This is a genomic window from Desulfofustis glycolicus DSM 9705 (assembly GCF_900130015.1).
In the GTDB taxonomy this organism is placed as follows: domain Bacteria; phylum Desulfobacterota; class Desulfobulbia; order Desulfobulbales; family Desulfocapsaceae; genus Desulfofustis; species Desulfofustis glycolicus.
In genome coordinates this window covers 37,993-56,535 of sequence record NZ_FQXS01000016.1, presented here as the reverse complement: position 1 = coordinate 56,535, position 18,543 = coordinate 37,993, and the positions used below count along the sequence as shown (strand labels likewise).

The 18,543-nt window shown below is 53.1% G+C and carries 17 protein-coding genes and 1 riboswitch; of the genes, 3 read left to right on the top strand and 14 right to left on the bottom strand.

Annotated features, from left to right (window positions below; genetic code table 11):
* The first annotated feature begins 37 nt into the window (after positions 1-37).
* Positions 38-793: a glycosyltransferase family 2 protein gene (locus BUC26_RS13315; RefSeq protein WP_073376811.1), complete on the top strand. Its 756-nt coding sequence runs from the start codon at positions 38-40 to the stop codon at positions 791-793.
* 344 nt (positions 794-1,137) lie between these two features.
* On the opposite strand, the gene BUC26_RS13310 is transcribed toward BUC26_RS13315, so the two are convergent.
* From BUC26_RS13310 to BUC26_RS13285, 6 genes are all read right to left on the bottom strand, one after another.
* Positions 1,138-1,896 (bottom strand): energy transducer TonB, encoded by a 759-nt coding sequence (locus tag BUC26_RS13310; RefSeq protein WP_073376809.1) that lies wholly within the window; start codon positions 1,894-1,896, stop codon positions 1,138-1,140.
* Entirely contained in the window at positions 1,893-2,306 is a 414-nt protein-coding gene (locus BUC26_RS13305; protein ID WP_073376807.1) for an ExbD/TolR family protein, read from the bottom strand. Before BUC26_RS13305 ends, BUC26_RS13310 begins: the two co-directional genes overlap by 4 nt.
* Complete coding sequence (locus BUC26_RS13300; protein ID WP_073376805.1) at positions 2,303-2,929, bottom strand: MotA/TolQ/ExbB proton channel family protein; 627 nt, start codon at positions 2,927-2,929, stop codon at positions 2,303-2,305. Before BUC26_RS13300 ends, BUC26_RS13305 begins: the two co-directional genes overlap by 4 nt.
* Positions 2,926-3,711: a helical backbone metal receptor gene (locus BUC26_RS13295; protein ID WP_161949856.1), complete on the bottom strand. Its 786-nt coding sequence runs from the start codon at positions 3,709-3,711 to the stop codon at positions 2,926-2,928. Before BUC26_RS13295 ends, BUC26_RS13300 begins: the two co-directional genes overlap by 4 nt.
* Positions 3,712-4,059: 348 nt before the next feature.
* Positions 4,060-6,087 (bottom strand): helical backbone metal receptor, encoded by a 2,028-nt coding sequence (locus BUC26_RS13290; RefSeq protein WP_073376803.1) that lies wholly within the window; start codon positions 6,085-6,087, stop codon positions 4,060-4,062.
* A 122-nt stretch (positions 6,088-6,209) separates the two neighbouring features.
* On the bottom strand, positions 6,210-8,192 hold the full coding sequence (locus tag BUC26_RS13285; protein WP_073376801.1) for a TonB-dependent receptor plug domain-containing protein: 1,983 nt from the start codon (positions 8,190-8,192) through the stop codon (positions 6,210-6,212).
* 121 nt (positions 8,193-8,313) lie between these two features.
* A riboswitch (cobalamin riboswitch) is annotated at positions 8,314-8,516 on the bottom strand.
* Between the two features lie 114 nt (positions 8,517-8,630).
* Between BUC26_RS13285 and BUC26_RS23005 the strand changes: the two genes are divergently transcribed.
* On the top strand, positions 8,631-8,870 hold the full coding sequence (locus BUC26_RS23005; protein WP_143166005.1) for a hypothetical protein: 240 nt from the start codon (positions 8,631-8,633) through the stop codon (positions 8,868-8,870).
* On the opposite strand, the gene BUC26_RS13275 is transcribed toward BUC26_RS23005, so the two are convergent.
* From BUC26_RS13275 to BUC26_RS13245, 7 genes are all read right to left on the bottom strand, one after another.
* Entirely contained in the window at positions 8,839-9,546 is a 708-nt protein-coding gene (locus BUC26_RS13275) for an FmdE family protein (protein ID WP_161949855.1), read from the bottom strand. The two genes, BUC26_RS23005 and BUC26_RS13275, sit on opposite strands and share 32 nt — an antisense overlap.
* A gap of 412 nt (positions 9,547-9,958) precedes the next feature.
* Positions 9,959-10,741: an ABC transporter ATP-binding protein gene (locus BUC26_RS13270; RefSeq protein ID WP_073376795.1), complete on the bottom strand. Its 783-nt coding sequence runs from the start codon at positions 10,739-10,741 to the stop codon at positions 9,959-9,961.
* A gap of 4 nt (positions 10,742-10,745) precedes the next feature.
* On the bottom strand, positions 10,746-11,594 hold the full coding sequence (locus tag BUC26_RS13265; protein WP_208609792.1) for an ABC transporter ATP-binding protein: 849 nt from the start codon (positions 11,592-11,594) through the stop codon (positions 10,746-10,748).
* Entirely contained in the window at positions 11,536-13,107 is a 1,572-nt protein-coding gene (locus BUC26_RS13260; protein WP_073376792.1) for an ABC transporter substrate-binding protein, read from the bottom strand. The genes BUC26_RS13265 and BUC26_RS13260 overlap by 59 nt, the downstream gene beginning before the upstream one ends.
* A gap of 13 nt (positions 13,108-13,120) precedes the next feature.
* Positions 13,121-13,948, bottom strand: coding sequence for a nickel transporter permease (gene nikC / locus BUC26_RS13255; protein WP_073376790.1), 828 nt, complete (start codon positions 13,946-13,948; stop codon positions 13,121-13,123).
* A gap of 39 nt (positions 13,949-13,987) precedes the next feature.
* Complete coding sequence (nikB, locus tag BUC26_RS13250) at positions 13,988-14,929, bottom strand: nickel ABC transporter permease (RefSeq protein ID WP_073376788.1); 942 nt, start codon at positions 14,927-14,929, stop codon at positions 13,988-13,990.
* 105 nt (positions 14,930-15,034) lie between these two features.
* A complete protein-coding gene (locus BUC26_RS13245) occupies positions 15,035-15,793 on the bottom strand; it encodes a class I SAM-dependent methyltransferase (protein ID WP_073376786.1) in 759 nt (252 codons plus the stop codon).
* 566 nt (positions 15,794-16,359) lie between these two features.
* On the opposite strand from BUC26_RS13245, the gene BUC26_RS13240 reads away from it, so the two are divergent.
* Positions 16,360-17,172 carry a class I SAM-dependent methyltransferase gene (locus BUC26_RS13240; protein ID WP_073376784.1) on the top strand — a complete coding sequence of 271 codons (813 nt, stop codon included), beginning with the start codon at positions 16,360-16,362 and terminating at the stop codon, positions 17,170-17,172.
* A 250-nt stretch (positions 17,173-17,422) separates the two neighbouring features.
* Here BUC26_RS13240 and BUC26_RS13235 read toward each other — a convergent pair whose 3' ends face one another.
* Complete coding sequence (locus BUC26_RS13235; protein WP_084540658.1) at positions 17,423-18,505, bottom strand: FmdE family protein; 1,083 nt, start codon at positions 18,503-18,505, stop codon at positions 17,423-17,425.
* Positions 18,506-18,543 lie beyond the last annotated feature (38 nt).

Below are 18,543 nucleotides of genomic sequence, written 5' to 3'. Positions count from 1 at the left end.
AAGCTCGGCAAACGACCACACCTGCCCTCTTACGATCATGAACGAAGCCACCGGCACAGCACCGTCGCTTCACCACCACACCACCGATATCTTGTCGATCGTGATACCGGTTTATAACGAGCGAGCAACGATAGCGGCGCTCGTCGAGCAGGTTCAAGCCGCCCCCGCGATCCCGGCCAAGGAGATTGTCATAGTCGATGACGGCTCCACCGACGGCACTACGGAGCTTCTCCGCACCTCCATCCCCGGCGACAACATCGTCAAACTGTTCCACCCGAAAAACCGCGGCAAAGGGGCCGCACTGCGCACCGGTTTCCAAGCTGCCCGGGGCAACATCATCCTGATCCAGGACGCTGATCTGGAATATGATCCAGAGGATTACCCAAAACTGCTGACGCCCATTCTCTCCGGCCAGGCCGATGTGGTCTACGGCTCGCGCTTCCAGGGTGGCGATGCCCACCGGGTGCTCTATTTCCGTCACTTTATCGGCAACCGGCTGCTGACGTTGCTATCCAACATGTGTACCAATATTAATCTCAGCGATATGGAAACCGGCTATAAAGCCTTCACGAGGCCGGTAATAGACAAGCTGACCCTGCGCGAGGAACGATTCGGCTGTGATCCCGAAATAACAGCAAAAATCGCGAAACTCCACTGCCGTATCTTCGAAGTTGGTATCTCCTACAACGGCCGTACATACAGAGAAGGAAAAAAAATCGGCTGGCAGGATGGACTGCGAGTTCTCATCTGTATTCTCCGCTACAATCTTTTTCCCGGCAACAATCACCGATGATCATTTCACTGCCGGACCGGCCCCGCCAAGCAGTAGGATTGATTCTTTTTTCTGGGCATTGTTTCTCTTGCAAGGACGATCGTCGAAACCGTCGACCTGATTAACATGGAAAAGCGTAATTATCACCCTGCGCTGACCGAAATGGTTAATGCTGTTCTGCAACCTTTGCTGAAACAAAAATACTGAACATAAATATCAGGAAATCCAAACGGCCGGGCATTTTGCAAAGGTCCAGGAAAAGACGGAAGCAGTTGCGTGCGTCAAGTTCTACAATTTACTTTCACAGCAGATGATGATATAGCGCCACCATCCGGCAACTGCTGCCTGAATAGTAGCTGGTGTCTTCAATGTGTTCCTTCCAGAGCAAAGGCAACCGGTATCATGATCGTGCAGGCTATTGGCACCCCATTTCTATTTGCCGGAATGAAGCGCCACTTTCTGACGGCACGATGCGCGGAATCATCCAGAACGGGATACCCGCTGCTCTGATGTATTGAAGACGAAACGACATTACCGTTCGAATCTACACCAGCTTCAAGGATGACGATTCCTTCCCATTTTCTCCTTCTGGCAATCTCCGGGTAGATCGGCTTCGGGTTATGCTCGTAAAGCGGCAAAGCTTCGACAACAGAAGCAGCCGATACCTGAAGAGATCGTGACGAAGAAGTTTCCATTTTCTGTTGGCTCCCCATCACAGGACCCTCTTGGGATCGATTTTTTTCATGTTCGAGATCCGGCGTCGTTTTTTGAGCGCGGTTCGTTTCTGTCCGGGATCTAAAGATCTTTTTTCGGGCATCCGGGCTGATATTCACCGCTTCCTCGACTGATTCCGGCGGAGGACGGTGGTTTTCTTGTTTCCCGATTGTGTGGTTTTCGTTTCTTTCCGTTGTGTTTCGTTCGTTACGCAGTGGTGGTTTCTGCTCACGAACATGCTCACGATGTTCTTCATCCTTTGCTACTGAAGGCACGGCGAGGGTAACGGTGATTGAGTCACTGCTGATCAGGCGAGGAGAAACAGATGGGGCGGGGAGGTGGATCGTAAAGATAAACACGTGGATCGCCAAGGCACATGTCAAAGCGACGGTGAGGCGACTCTGCTTCATTCCCGGTTGGCTTGCAGGGAGATGCTTAAAACGCCGGCCCGTTTCAACAGGTCAAGGGTCGCATACAATTGCTGGTAGGAGATGCCTTCTTCGGCAAAAACAAGCACGGGGGCACCTCCTGCCTTTTCCTGCAAGGCACGCAGCTCCCGCTCGAGGTCGCCTGCACCCAATTCCCGATCATCGAGATAATAGGCTACGTCATTCGTTCCGACTCTCTTGATCGAGAGCGACAACGGACTCTGTTCGCTCGAGCCGGCAGTGGACGACTCGGGCAAATCGAGAACCAGCCCCCGATGAACCGCCATCGAGAGCATGGCATAAATGAAAAAGACCAGGAGCAGAAAAACGATATCGATCAGCGGCAGCATCTCGATCCGAACCCCTTTTTTCCCACGACGAGCCAGTTTCATGGTCTGTTGAGGGATCCGTTTTTCAACCGCTTAAAGACGACCTCCAGGCTGGTGGCGTACTTTTCCACGACATGGATCCCCCTGTCGATTCTGGTATTGAAATAGTTATATGGAAGCACGGCAACAATCGAGATGCTGAGACCGACCGCCGTGGTGATCAAGGCCTGGGCAATCCCTGCCGTCACCAGCTTCGGGTCGGCAAGTCCTTCCACTCCCAGCATTTTGAACGAATGGATAATTCCCAGCACAGTCCCGAGTATGCCAAGCAGCGGCGCCACGGTGATCATCGTGTCGAGTACCGGCATGAAACGGCTCATCCGCTGCAGCAGAACCTCCGTCTCTGCCTCCATGGCTCGCCCAATGTCGAACTCGCGATGCAGAATACCGACAACCAGGATGCGTATGACATGATCGCGACTGCCCTCAGCCCGTTTTTTTATCTGATCCCAATTTCCTGACTCGGCCAGTTGAAGCACCTCGTCCATCAGCAACCGGTCCCGTCTTCTTTCAAGGTCGAGCCAGAACAAAACACGTTCGATTACAACGGTAAGCACAAGAACCGAACAACCGAGTAAAGGCCACATGACCGGGCCGCCACTGAGCATGATGTCATAGAGTGTCATTGTTCCGTCTCACGTAATGTGTTCGGATGAATAAAACCGGTGATTAGGCGCAGGGCCTGAGTAAACGTGGCAGGAGAAGGGCTGCAGGCGAGATTGGGATCGATGATATGAACCCGGCCTGTCTTGACCGCGTTAACCGTGACGAATTTTTGCCACTTTTCCAGCTCTTGCCCGGCAACCCCGGTTTCTGAGCCCATTATCGCGATAATGATGACATCCGGATTAACCGCGACGACCTCTTCATAGTCGATCCGTCCGGAGTTTCGCTGCTCCATGACGTTCCGGCCGCCGCCAAGCCTGATATAATCGCTGAGAAACGTATCACCGCCGGTGACATAGAGCGGATTTGCCCCGATTTGCAGCAGCACGCTCGGCTTTGACCGATCGCTCACCTGCGCCCCCAGCGAGGATACCTGTTGCCGGATCTGCGCGATGATGCCGCCTGCTCGCTCCTCCAGACCAAGCAGGCGGCCGAGTTCGATAAACTGGACACAGCTTTGGGCAAACGATGACGGCTGCTCGAAATGGGCAAGCGTGACCCCAAACTTGCGCAGACTCTCGAGTTGCATCGGCTGGGTCAAGCCGGTGGTGAGAACAAGATCCGGTTCAAGGCTGACAAGCTTTTCTATGTTGACCTGCATCACCGAGCCTACTTTCTTCACCGTTTTTGCCTGCTCCGGTCGCACGCAATACATCGTATTGCCAACGAGACGATCACCGGCACCGAGGAGATAGAGATTTTCCGTGTTAACCGGACCGAGCGATACAATCCGCTGCGGCACGGCAGGTAGCTGTTCCCCGAAACTGTCTGACGGAAAAACACCAAAAACCAGAGAGAATAGAACCAATATGCGGATACATGTAACTTGGCAGACTGGTGGTCCGCACTCAATACGTCCGCGCCAGTTATCTAACACAGTGAGAACGTTTTCTGATTTCATCGACGCTATCTCTGTTAAAGTCAATCAGGTAATACGGTTTTCACCGGCAATGATCGCAACCTCGGCTTTCCGCAAAGATACCCGGACGGTGTGTCTCGAATACGCCACCTGCCTCCACGTAGCGCCGTGCTCCTGGCCGACATATGGTGCATGCTATTCGTGGAAAACTTGTGCTCTGGCAGCCTCATTCTAATCTTTTCCGTTTTCGTAACAGGCTTCAGTGCCGCCACAACCATTGAATCCGCTTGTCAGAGCGCCAAAGGCCAAGCGGAGGGTCGCGGGCAGCGACTCGTTATCGATCGTTTTCAACTCAACCGGCTGCCCGGCAATTTCAGCGGCAATTACCCGGCACCAATCGTTGAACGAGGAGAGATCCTTGATGAGACCGCGTTCATGGTCATCGCTGATCGCCAGGGCAGCGTGCACAAACGATTCGTAGCGCGGCTCAAGGAGGAGCTTTTCCAGCATACCGGCTTCACACAGATGATCATCTCCGGACCGGCAGATCTCACTCAGATCGATTTTCCGCTCTCTCAGTCGCTGGAAAACGGTTCGGCCTGCCGAAAGGCCATTCTGCCGCAGTACCGCGTCACGCACCCCGTCATAGACGACTTTTCCAATCAACTCGCCCAGCCTGGTATGGCCTCCGGCTGCGTCAACAGGCGGACCGCTGCCCTGTACGACGAGTATGTTGTCGGTCCCCGTTCCGGTCGCCGGATAAAACAATGCACTGTAGGACGAACGAATGTCCAGGTCCTGTAAAGCTGCGCTCTTTGCTTCGGTGGCGCCGATCAGCGCCCGGGACATCGCTCGCGGAGAAAGCGTGGCGTTGGTCAGCAGCAGGATATTTATGGTACCCGAACTTTTTTCCTGCCCCTGATCATCGAGTTCGTAGTAGAGTCCTTCGTCGAACGCCGCGCGCATCGCATTTCCCTGAACGCCGGCGGTAACCAGTGCGGTAACCTGGAGGTCCCGGTAGGATCGGCTGACCAAGGCTAGGTTGCCCATATCCGCACCGGTAAAAAGCAGCGCCGTATCGACCGCCTCGCGACCGAGAGCGGCCAGCGTCGTGCGGCGCAGCCCCTGCACTCCTTCCTGATGTCCAAGCCCCCAGGCGGGCGGCGGGAAATAATGATTGCCGACCCATCGGATATTTTCACGCCAGCCTTCCAATGTCGAGAGGATCCTCATCGGCTCAGCAAACTCGACCAACACACTCTTATTGTTAAAATCCTTGATGTTGCTCTCCACCACCCAGGCCGAAGAGATATACGTGAGCGGCAGGAGAAGCGGTCGGCGAACAACTATCCCGTCGGCCAATAATTGTTGCTGCGGGTCACTGAACCGTTCTTCATGGAGCCGTGCGGCAAGCCATGCCACGAACGAGCCGGGGTGAGCGGCAACCCTGCAGGTCAAGTCACAGGGAAAAAACATGACCCTGTTGTCTTGAATGGCATCAACATCTTTCCAGCCCGGCAGCTGGAGCAGTGGAAAAATACTCGCGCCGTCGCCGCAAGCGTAGATGACCTGCGGGTTGAAATCCTGCCACTCAGAAAGATCAAGCGAAACAATCGAACCGTTCTTACCGAACAGAGGAGCAGTTCCGCCTGCACGGCGGATGTACTCGTTCTGGAACGAATCGTCACCCGGTACCATGACCGGATCGCTGCCCATCAACCTGATCACCCTCGGTCTCTCGGCAGCGGAAAGAGCCGCCGTTTTCATTTCGACGAGTGTCAGCAACTGCTGCTGTTCCTCAAGGACTGCGGCCGATTCCGCTTCCCTCTCAAACATCCGGCCAAGAAGCCGTATATGGGCAAAACCCTGTTCAACCGAATTGGCTGAAAGATCGATCAGTATCACCTCCCGGCCGAATGCTTCGACCACCCCCTGTTGCAGTTCGGTATAGAAGACCACATCCGGTTCAAGGGCGGCGGCTCGAGCCAGATCAGGGCTGAGAAAGCCGCCCACAACCGGTTTTTCGGCCATACCGTGCGGCAGTAGCGAATGGTGGGTGATACCTGCAACCGCACTGTCCGCCCCGATGGAGAACAGTATTTCGGTGATTGACGGCACCAGGGACACGACCCGTTGCGGCGGTTTCTCGATGACGATCTCAGCTCCACCGGAGTCGCTAAAGACAAGCGGAAATTCCCCTGCGGCAACCGCCTGTGGCAGGAATACGAAGATGAACAGCGTGAGCGTCCTGATAAACATGGCAGACCTCAATCGTTTGTGTCAGGCAGAGAGCCGAGTCAGAAGCCGGGCAATACGGCAAATCGGTAACACACCCGTCTCCTCACACGGCTGACAGATCAACCCCAGACGATGGGTCAACCCTAGTAATCCCATCGCAGGCCGAGATAGACATTGATGCCGGGCATCGGGTAGCCTTTGACATAGGCATATTCTTCATCGAAAAGGTTTCTGATCTCTCCCCGTACGGTCAGTGAGCCGTAACGATCGTCCTGCCAGAAACGATAGGCCCCGACGATATCGGCCACGACGACGCTGCCGAGACTCACGACCGGGGCCGGGTAGGCACCGGACTCCCAATCATCGACGTCCTGCGAACTGTAATAGGCGACATTGAATCGACCATAGGTCCCCATGCCATTGCTGGCGGCAATACCTGCCGAGAGTGCAGCGTCGTTGATGTAGGGCAGATCCTCACCGGTTTCTTCGTCATCATATTCTGTTAGCAGGGTCGCACTCAGATACGGGCGAAATTCCCAGGTCAAGTCAAATAACTCGCCGATATCATAGCCGAGTTCAACCTCGAATCCGGCCACCGTGGCATCGCCCACATTCGCCCAGCTCTGACTGCCGTCGGCAAGATACGCAACGGTGATCTTGTCTTCGTATTTGGTGTGGAAGTAGCTGAGTGATCCAGAAAAGCCGTTGGCGGAGTAATCGACGCCCCCTTCGATCGTGGAGCTTTTCTCCGGACCAAGATCCGGGTTGCCGACGACACGCAAACCGAAATGGGAGGTATCGATAGCCAGCTGGTCGGCTGACGGCATCATGAATCCCTGGGCATACTGGGCGCGCAGTTTGAGATTCTCGGTGACAAGCCAGGCAAGCCCGAATTTCGGGGCCAGGTTGGTCTGGTCCTCATCCCTGCCAACCGGATCCAGTACTTCTACAGCAAACCAGTCATGGCGCAGGCCGAAATTGGCGATGAGCGTATCGTCAAAAAAGGAGCCTTTGCCCAACAGGAATAAGGCCGGGTTGGTATACGTGGCCTCCTTCGGCGAATAGGTATAGGTGACGTCGTAGTCCACCCAGTCAAAACCGGCAGTCATCGAATACGGGCCGAATAGTCCGGTAACCTGGGCCTGTACGCCTTGCTGATCCGTCGTCCGCACCGTCGTTTCACCGGTATCCCAGAAATCCGGATTGGATTCGACCGGAGTGAACCACGTATCTTCATCCTGGCCGAAGAAATAGCGGGCCATCCACTGGTGCCTGCCGTTTTTGGTAGCACCCGTGTAGCGTGTATCCAGTGAATAGTTGCTTTTATCGGTATAATCGTCCAAGTCATTGGCACTCAAGTAACCCGGAGTGCCGGCCTCGCTGACGTCAAAACCGGTGAAGATGAGACCGAGCCGATGCTGCTCCGAAAACGAATAGCCGCCCTGCAGGCTGATGCCGTACTGGCCGTCGATTCCGGTATTGGCGAAGGTGTCGCCGCCGCCGATGTCATAATCGCCAAACGTCAGGTAATGGATCGCACCTGAAAAATCAAAACCACCTTCCACAGCAGTGCCTCCGGCAGCAGCTTCCCAACGTTCGTACGATCCTCCCCCGCTCCTGACAAACATGGAGTTCTCTGATCCCCGGCGGGTAATGACATTGATAACACCGCCAATGCCGGCAGATCCGTACTGAACCGCCCCCGGACCTCGGATCACTTCAACCCGTTCGACATTCTCGGTCAGTATCTTGGTGGCATTGCCCGAACCGGCTCGCCGTCCGTCAAGCAGGATGAGCACTTTGCCCTGGAGATCGTTGCCGTGGCTGTCCGTCCTGAACCCTCTGATACCCACCGAAGCGAGACTCCCGGGATATTTCTGGATGTGCCCGAGACCATGTTCGGTCAGTAATCCGGCAAGATCACGACTGGCCGACTGCTCGATATCCTCACGGGAGATGACGGTGATATTGGCGCTGACCTCTTTCTTGGCTTCCTCGATTCTGCTCTCGGTGACCACGACCGTATCCATCATGGTCGGCCGGGCGGCCTGTTCTGCGGCAACAATCGGTGAGGCATCGAGAGCAATAACGGATAGTACGAGCGCGGCTTGGCAATGCTTGAACATGTGATTCCCTCCTCCAGGTTAGCGGGCGCCCGGGGAGAAAAAAATCCCCGGACCATGTAATGATCCGGGGATGCCCTGTTCTATCCTCAGAAACGATGCATGAAACCCTTGTCCACGGGGCTTCACCAGCTCATTTCAGGCAGGTCTTCTGACTTTCCTGCTCTCTCGGCGGCCTTCCCGCGAAATGCAGTGGCGCACAACTGGCTGAGAGAGTTCCCTCACCAAACTGGCATGAGGGCAGGATTACAGCGGCGGGCCCGTCCCGGACTTACACCGGGTTCCCTTTTTATCCACCGGGGTGGAACCTGAAAATCTTTCGTACACTTACCTCAGTTACATTTTCGAGTCAATCATGTTTTTGATGAGATCATAAACGTTGGCTATCCATCGTGTAACCTCCTTTCAACTCTTCTCGCCCATAAGGTAATCTTATCAAACATGGTGAAGAAGCGCATAGCCATCCCCATCACCACCGACATACCCATGCTCATTCTTTTGAGCATACCCACGAGCACCCGCATGGTGATGCAGATACCGGACACGACCATTCTCATGAACCTCGATCTAACCCGCATCGGCACGAACATGCCGATCATGACACAGAAGAGCACAGCCACGATCATTGACGAGGGGACAACCATTGGCATCAATGAACATCGGTGGCTCCCAGCCCGCTGAGAGCCATTTTCTGAAAGCAAGGCGAACACACGATGGCCTCGTCTTTCATGATGCTATGATTGACCTGGACGAAATCTCCGCAAACTGAGCAGAAACGATAGGCAACGGCCGATTCATGCGGCACCGTTTCATAGGTGACTTCTTCGATATGAAAAAGCTCTTCAACGCTCATTGCCAGAAGCCGTTCGACACGATCGTCCAACATACGCTGAAATGAAACGATGTCATCAAGAGAGGCTTGTTCTCTGCTGATTGAATCCTGCAACGAGTCAAACAACCTGCGGTCATCAAAAGGCAATGACCGCAGCCTTACCTTCCACCCTCTCTTTTCGTAATGACTGAACAGCGTATACACGTGCTTGCCATTATCTATCACCGATAAGCGCTGATTGCCCAACGTGGCGCCGAGCAATACCTGGATTGCGTCCAAGGCGGAGGTGTAGTTTTCGGCAATCACCGAATATCCGGTAACGGGGATGATACCGTTGTTGAAGAGATTCTGGGCAAACTCGCAAAATTTCGCCCCGACAACAAGTTCCGGACACACATGACCATGAAACGAAGTGATTCGTTTCAGAGAAAGATTGCCAAGCACTTTTCGATCCTCCACAAACCATGACATCAATTCGTCGTCGTTCTGAATACGGAAACTGAGCACCCAGAAACCGCGCGCCACGGCATGACGCCTCTCATCCGTTTCCAATTGGGAGTACAAACAGAAAACAGTTCGGTCGGTCGTTTGGATGAGATAGCCGCTTGCCGGCCGATCCGGCCGTATTCTGAAGTGGCAGATGACAGCCGCGACCTCGAACGATCTGCCGGTAAAATAGAACCGTACCGGCTGCTGTTTCCAATTGTCGTAATCAACCCGAACCTTCTGTTGAATATAGACCAGGTGATCATGATAAATGGAGCGGAGTGCCTCTGCTTTTTCCATTCTCAGGGTCTGCTTTTGCGAGCCGGATATCAAGCGAGTGATTAATCGTACCGCCAAGTATTACTTTTTCTATTTTCGTAATACACATAGCAAAGCGTGTCAAAAGTGTCAATGAACTTCTCAGGTTGGGGGAAAATAGATGGGAGGGAACTCAACTGCAGCACCCACCCCAAGCGCTTGACAGAAAAGCAGCCTCGATAAGACTTCTTGTATACTCTTGTTTCGGGTGTGAGATGATATCAGATGGTATGCCGTCTTCGATAATTTCACCTTCGCACATAATCATCACGCGATCGCATATTTCCCAGATCAACGCTATATCATGGCTTATTAATAAACAAGACATGCTCAATTCTCTTCTCAACTTCGCTATGAGATCAATTATTTGTGCCTGTATCGTCACATCGAGGGCGCTCGTCGCCTCGTCGCAAATGAGAAGCTTCGGTTGTACCGCAATAGCACGCGCTATCGATGCCCGCTGACACTCCCCTCCGCTGACCTGATGGGGATAGCGATCGGCAAACGTTTTTGGCAGTCCGCATAAACCGAGATACTCAAGCGTCAAATTTCTCGCCTCTTGTTTTGCGATCCCTTGGTTGATCAACCCCTCGATTATGCTGTCACCAAGTGTCAGACGCGGGTTGAAAGAATCGGCTGGTGACTGAAAAACCATTTGGATAGCTGTGCATACGTTTCGCCTCCTGCCGGATCCAGCGCTTATATCTCTGCCTTCAAGCAGGACCCTGCCAGCATCGGCCTGTATCAGAGATGTTACGATCCCGGCAACAGTGCTTTTTCCGCAGCCGCTTTCACCAACGAGGCCAACACATTCCCCACGATCAATCCGCAATGACACGTCATGAACAGCATGCACCCGTTCGCGACCAACACGGTAGTGCTTGCAAATCCCTGTCGCTGTCAGCAACGCTCCCATGCTTTCATCTCTTGAATATTCTGGGTACCGCCCGGATCAATTCTCTGGTGTAGTCGTCTTGCGGATCATTAATTATCGACGACGTTGCCCCGTATTCCACCAGGCGGCCCTTATTAAGAACAGCGATGTTGTCAGAAAAAATGGCGGCAAGGCCGATATCATGCGTCACCATGACAATTGAAGTCTCTTTCTCGTTCCGGAGTGTTTTCAATTCGTTTGAAACCATCGCCTTGACAATGACATCCAATGCTGAAGTCGGCTCATCGGTGAGGAGAAGATCCGGCTCCAAGAGCATAGCCATGGCAATCCCGACTCGTTGGCTCATTCCGCCGGACAGTTCGAAAGGATAACTTGCCAGGATCCGGGAGGCGTCTTTGAGATTCATTCCCTCAAAGATTGCCGCGGCCATATCTTCGACTTCGTTTCTATTGATTTTACGGTGCGCCCTGACAGCCTCGTAATATTGAGCGCCAATCGTTCGGATCGGGCACAGAGACGAGGCATGGTTTTGAAAAACCATGCCCATCTCCGGGCCCCTCGTTCTCCGTCGGGCCTCCGGGGACAGGCTCAAGAGGTTTTTCCCTTTGAAAAAAATTTTCCCTTTCGAGACATGCCCATCGCTGCCCAACAAGCCCATAACCGCATTGATCAGGGTGCTCTTTCCGCTTCCCGACTCCCCGACGATACTCAAAATCTCACCTTTGCGAACGCTGAGGCTCAGTTCAGAGATAACGGGTGTTCCACTGTAGCAGATCTCTACATTTTTGATCTCCAGCAGCGGGATCGGTGGAACACTACTCATTCTTATCCAGATTGGCGGTGATTTCGTAGTAGTCAGAGGGATGCGCGACAAAGCCGGTCACCCCTTCTTTCATAACCAAAGACATCTTCAGATGAGACGCATAGGCATAGGCGTGATCATCCAGGATCTGCTGTGAAATCTTTACGGCAAGCTCACCCCTTTTGGCCGGATCGAATTCGTTGCCCAGCGATTCGACCAATTTCTCTACCATATCATTATAATAGCCACCGCGATTATAGTCAGAACTCGCAACCACATGGGTGGTAAAATAATACTGCGGATCCCCGGTAGGTGCAGCCACGAAGGCACTGGCATACACATCCCATTTCCCCGCTTTCAAGAAATCTTTGGAGTTGTCCGTCGCATTGACCTTCACATCCATTCCGGCCAGTTTGAGTGTCGCCTGCACCGATTCCGCAAGCAATGGCAGCTCCTGACGCGACGTATAGGTGAGCCAATCGATGGTCAGCTTGTGCCCGCCCTTTTCCCGGATACCGTCGCCATCGCTGTCCACCCAGCCCGCAGTTTCAAGAACTTGTTTCGCCCCTTCGATATCGTACGGCTCACCCTTCACCGCATCCCCACCAAACTTGAAGTTGGCGGGAAACGGTCCGACAGTGGGAGATCCGTTGCCCTGCAGCAATACCGAAGTGAATCCCTCTTTGTCTATCCCCATGGCGATGGCTTTGCGAACCGCATCATCCTGGATGACCTCGGATTTATAGTTCATACAGGCCTGATACACCCTTGATGTACTAGCCGAATTGATCTTGTACCTGTCATCGCTTCTGAACAATTGCAGACTCGCATACGGTAAACCCTGCGCCGCATCGATTTCCCCGGACTGCAGAGCCATCGTCAAGGTGTCTCCGTCGGTAATGGACTTGATGTTGATCCTGTCGATCTTGGGGGTACCGTTCCAGTACTGGCCATTGGCAACGAGACTGATTTCCGTATCGGAGATTTGGGTTGCTACATACGGGCCCGTCCCCACGACATTCTTGTCCTCGCTAATACCTGCTTTCATATTGATAATCGCTCCATACGGATCACTCAGGTAGTTCAGAAGAGCCGGAACCTTCGCCTCTGAAGTGATCGTGACGCTCTGCCCGTGCGCCGTTATCGACTTGATCTGCAAATCCTTGGGAGCACGGTTATGTGCGGCAAGCAAATGCTCCAGGCATGCTTTCACCGATTCCCCGGTCATCTTCTCGCCATTGGAGAAAAAGACGTCATCCCGAAGATCGATCCGAATCGTATAGGGGTCAATCCGTTCATACCCTTTTGCCAGCCACGGCTCCAGTTCCATGGCTGCATTGAATTTGAACAATGTCTCGCCGACGCCGTAGCGGATGGTGGACCAGCCACTGTATCCTTCGTGGGGATTCACCCCCACATTGCCCATGGCAACGCCATATGCCATGGTCCCGTAATTGAACACCTTCCCTTTTGCTTCACCGGTACCGGAAGAAGCAGCCGCTACGTTTGCCGCTCCTGATACCACCATGCTCAAAGCGAGCATTGTTGCTGCAAGCAGCGATCCGATTCCTCGTGCCTTTTTCATTTGTCACTCTCTTTTATTGATTATTCTTCGGATCCAGTACATCCCGTACGGTATCCCCCAGCAAATTGAAAATCACCACCGAGATGAAAATGGCACAACCGGGAGCCAAGATCACCCATGGTGATGTCTGCAGCATGCTCCGTCCATTGCTCATCATCGAACCCCATTCCGGAGTCGGCGGGGTTGCTCCCAATCCGAGAAAAGAAAGAGCAGCCAGTTCCATGATCATCGTGCCGATATCAAGAGTTGCTGTCACCAGAATGATACCCGTGATATTCGGTAGAATATGCCTGAATATGATTTTCACCGTGCCCGAGCCACTCAGCCGAGCAGCCGAGAAATAAGAAAGGCTTTTTATGGAAAGAACTTGCCCTCTTGCCAGTCGCGCATACTTGGGCCAGGAGATGAACGCCAACGCCATCACCGCGTTTATCAACCCGCCTCCCAACACACCGGCAACCGCTATGGCAAAGACCATCCCGGGAAAGGCCAGAAAAATGTCTGAAACTCTCATCAGAAACGTATCAATTCTGCCGCCCTTATATCCGCTGACGATGCCCACCAGCGTCCCGAAAACCGATATGACAGCCACCAGCGACAGCGCTGTGTAAAGAGTTGTCCGTCCTCCCACCATCACCCGTGACAGCATGTCCCTCCCGTAACGGTCGGTACCGAGCCAGTGCATACCGCTCGGTGGTTGTAATGCCTGGGACAAGTCCTGTACATACGGATCGTACGGAGCCAAAAGCGGGGACAGAGCTGAAACAACAAGCAAAACTCCTGCCAGTGACAAAAGTATCCTGAATCGAATGCTTTTGGAGATCCTGAATCCGGCTTTCATCAATGATATCTTGCGCCATTTCACAGCATGGATTGATGCTCACGCACTGTGCGCTCTGCGAATGCGCGGATCAAGGAAATGATAGAGGAGATCGGTGACAAGGTTCACAGCAACATAAATGAGGGCCATCCAGATGACATAGGCTTGTATCATCGGGTAATCCCGCATGAGAATGGAATCCACGGCCAGCTTTCCCACGCCGTCCCACATGAAGATCGTCTCAATGATCGCCGTCCCTCCCAACAATGAACCAATTGACAAAGCCAAGAGCGTGATGATCGTCAACATGGCGGTCTTCAAGACATTGGCATACATGATCACCGACTCCCTGACACCTCTTGCCCGCGCTCCCGTCACATAATCCTTCTGTAACTCTTCAAGCACAGTCACCCTGACTTGCCGGATATATTTTGATGACATTGCAATGGCAAGGGTCAAGGTCGGCAGGATAATGCTCTTCAAGCTTATGGTTCCGCCCATGACAGGCAGCAATCTGAGTTTCAGCGAAAAAAAATAGATCAGCAGAAGAGAAGTAAAGAACCCCGGCAGGGAATTTCCCGCAAATGTCAGACCCCGGACTACATAATCCAGGATCCGGTTCTGTCGCACCGCAGCAAGAACGCCGAGCGGTATCGAGACAGTAACGGTCAGCGAAATAGACGAAACCATCAAAAGAAGGGTAGCCGGTAATTTGGACATGAAAGTGGGGAAAACCGCTTTGCCGGACAGATAGGAGATCCCCATATCGCCCTGGACCAACCCTTTCAACCAGTTTGCATACTGGACGAGAAACGGCTTATCCAACCCGAGTTCCGCTCTTCTTTCCGCTTTGATCTCCTCGGATACGCCTCCGGATATATTGTCATAGAGAGCGTCTACCGCATCGCCGGCAACCGACTGCATCAAGGCAAAGGAGAAGAATGTTATGCCAAGTACAATAGGAATGAGTTGCAGGAGCCGATGTGCGATATATGTTTTCATACTATCTTCAGCGCCAGTGGAGAGCGCTGGCGCTGAAGCAAAACCTCTGCCAAACACCTGCCTCGAAACGGGAGATGATTTGCAGATCGTCGGGCATAACAGGCATCATTTCGGTTTCCTTCCGGAGACCAGAAAGGAATTCCAACCTGCCCCCATAAGCCAGTTTTTCATCTTTCCGTCGGTTTCCTCTGCGGTAAGCCTCCTGAAAGACAAATCTACCAGTCCAAATTCCTGCAATGCAGTAACAATTCCCGGACCATCAAGACAGGGAAGCGCCGCCTTCACCTGGCAATATCCGGGGCTCCGCCATTCGGGCAAGCGACCGGTCATGACCATATCAACGAGAGCCGATCTCCACCGAGCAAACGTTCCCATTTCCAGAAACTGCCCATCGATACAAACGAGCACCCCGCCCGGAGCAAGAATCCGCACCATTTCAGCCAGAGCCCGACGGGGTTGTGGCAACGTCCAGAGCACCCAGCGGCTGACAACTGCCGCAACCTGTCCACTGGGAGCCTCCAGTGCTTCCGCATCACCAACAGATAATCGAACTCGATTCATACACCCTGCTGTGGCAAGGTTGCGGCTCGCGCGCGCCAGCATGGCGGGAGACAGATCGATACCGTTCACACGATACCCGTTGCTTACCAGAATCTCTGTGAGGAATCCGGTACCAGAACCAACCTCGAAGATCTCAGCGCCGGCGGCAACATCGGTCAACTCCCGGGAGAGCAGATCCCGCCAACGATCCCGGCTTGAAAGCCAGCGATATCGGTCATAGGCAAGGGCGTGTCGCTGATTCCAGCGTTCGTCTCTCATGATCGACTTAATTTCTCGCGCATCTAATGCTGTACTGGTGCTCATTTCAATGCCCTCTTTTCTTCTAAGGTTGCCTTCTGATACTCAGCCACAATCTGGAAGGACACCTGCCAACCTGCAATAATCTTTCAGTATCCCTGGCAAAATGCACCATCTTCACATTCTTCAACGCCTTTGCATCTTCTTTTACCAACATCGACAATTAGAAATATGCTGTTTTTTATCAGCATGTTAAATTTTTCATAGGAGTATTCTAGCCAGCACAAGAATACATTTTTAAAATACGTAACACTTATCCAGGCAAAGTACCAGACCTTGTGGTATTATGACAGTGTTTTCGAGAGGGGTGCGTTTTCAAGACCTGACGCTCGAGATCATAGTCTGAAAGCAACCATGCCAGTATGAGACACGCCCAGCGAGACGATAGGTTTTCGAAAAGCATCGACGACACAGGCACTCGACACATCATCGTCTGAGGAAAGAATATCTGCAGGCCGAAAAACCGCCCTCGGGCCGATTTTTCGATCCAACATCCTCATATCGCTCGCTCTTTGAGAGGATACCATCCCAATGAACAAACAAGACGGCCAAGGAGCAATGAAGGAGAGAAAATGCTGACAGAGTTATCCGCATGGACAACCGCCTGGCGGGAAGCGATACAAGAAATGCACCAAGTGAGTGATACAACCTACTGGGACCGCCGAGCACCTGACTACAATGATTTCATACTGACCAGCGAATATTCTTATGGTGAAGCTATCACCACTGTGTTAGCTGCGAACGGCTGCCTGTCTGCCACGGACCATGTCCTTGAAATCGCCGCCGGTGTTGGCGCCGTAACCATTCCCCTAGCACGCCGATCAGCGCACGTGACAGCGTTCGAGCCAGCGCCGACAATGGCCGATTTTCTTGGCGCAAATATTTCGGCATTTGGGCTTACCAATATCGAGATTCGACGCGAATCATTCGACAGCAATACGGACTGCGCCCCAAAATCCTGTGATTTGATACTGCTGTGTCACGCCGCTTGGCATTTTCCCGACTTTATCGAACTTGTCAAATCGATGGAAAAAATCAGTCGCGGATACTGTTGCCTCGCCGACACATCAGGTCTCGCAGACCCCGATACTGAAATCATCCACCGTCAACTGAACCTCCCACTTACCGCCGGCATCGATCGAGTGCCATATCTTTTCAATCAATTGTATTTCAGCAACCGCCGCCCCCAACTTACCCATATCCCCTGGACGACACGACGCAGTGTGGCCTCAGCCTTGGCAATGTGGACCATGGTACTTGAAAAATATCGGAGGCCGGAGGAGACAGACCTGGCAATCATCCGTGATCATGTCCTAGCCCGCAGCAAAAACGGCATCTATGAAAGTCCTTCATTGATGGCCCTGTTGTGGTGGCCGTCTGCTTGAGAGATACCACTACAGATTTTTCACTGAATTATATCATGACCTTTCAACTCGTTATACGTTTCACAAAAAACGGTGTGCCTTTATTGTTCTTTGACAGACCAGCTGAGTGCAGGAAGCAACAATATTTGCTTCCTGCACTACCGACAGACAGCCATATCTCAAGTTCCACTTTTCGATCGTCTCAATGGGAGAAAAGATAACCAGGGGATGCATCTATGGTAAATCGTCGTCAGGTCTATGACACCGCCGATTACTGAGCAAGCACCTGGCCATAAGGATCGCCTCCGCCCAGATCATCCGCCAGCGAGGCCTTGCCGGAGAACTCTTTCATAACCACCACCAGATCGAGAAGCTGTTGTTCAGGTACCTGCGCAAGCGCTTGAGACATTTTCGCCCGGGAGATGAAGAAGACCGGGTTGCTCATTCCGCCGGGCGGGGCAATCTCTTCTGGTGACATGCCGGCCAAGCCGTATGCTTTGTTCCAGTCAAAGCCAAGGACCAGCCCGTCGCAAGTATCCGCTGCGGCATTGACCCGCATGGCCACACTCGACGGAGTCACCCCGTTCAGAGCATACTGTTTCAGGCTTTCGCCGGGAACGGAGCGTGCGTACATCGAAGATTTTCCCGCAGTGGTGTTGAACATCATCTGCAGGGCATCAGCCGGGCAGATACCTGGGGCGTTGACGAAAACGAATTTCTCTCCTTGTTTGAGCGGCAGATGCTGCTGGAGATATCGGCCAAAATAATAACCGGCATTCACACCCGGGCAGAAATGATCGTGAAAGGTAGCCGCCAGCAGGAGCGGCCACGGAGGATCGGCCGCCCAGGTCAGACTGAGGCTGACGACGGAAAACATGTTTTCCTTCAACAAACCTGCAGCAGCAGCCTGCCAATTGTCCGGTAAGAACAGCTGTTCAGGATTCGCATCAATCACTTGCTGGCCAAAGGCGTCTGCTTGCCAAAGCGCGTACGCAAGTTTGTTGCTGCCCTTTGCATAGAGGGAAAACCACATCGGGTCGTCGATTGATTTATGCACAGACAGAAGGGATCGTTTGCCGGTTGAACAGCCGGTCACCTCCTGGGCAATATCCAGGAACCGCTCCGTCGTATCGCCGCCGATCTGACCGTAACCCGCATTGGTCAGTACCAGGAGGCCGGAAGCATCCTTCGCGGCACCCACCTCCGCCATCATGGCTGCCAGTGTGTCTCTGGCCTTGCCCATCCATGGCTTCTCTCCGTCAGGTCCGGCAAACACGTGCTGCACCGAAAGGACAAACAGGAAGCACACTACCCCCATGAGTCGAAGATTCGTGTTGATCAATTTACTCATCATCTCCCTCCAACATAGTAAAAGATTGACGTGGCCAGCCG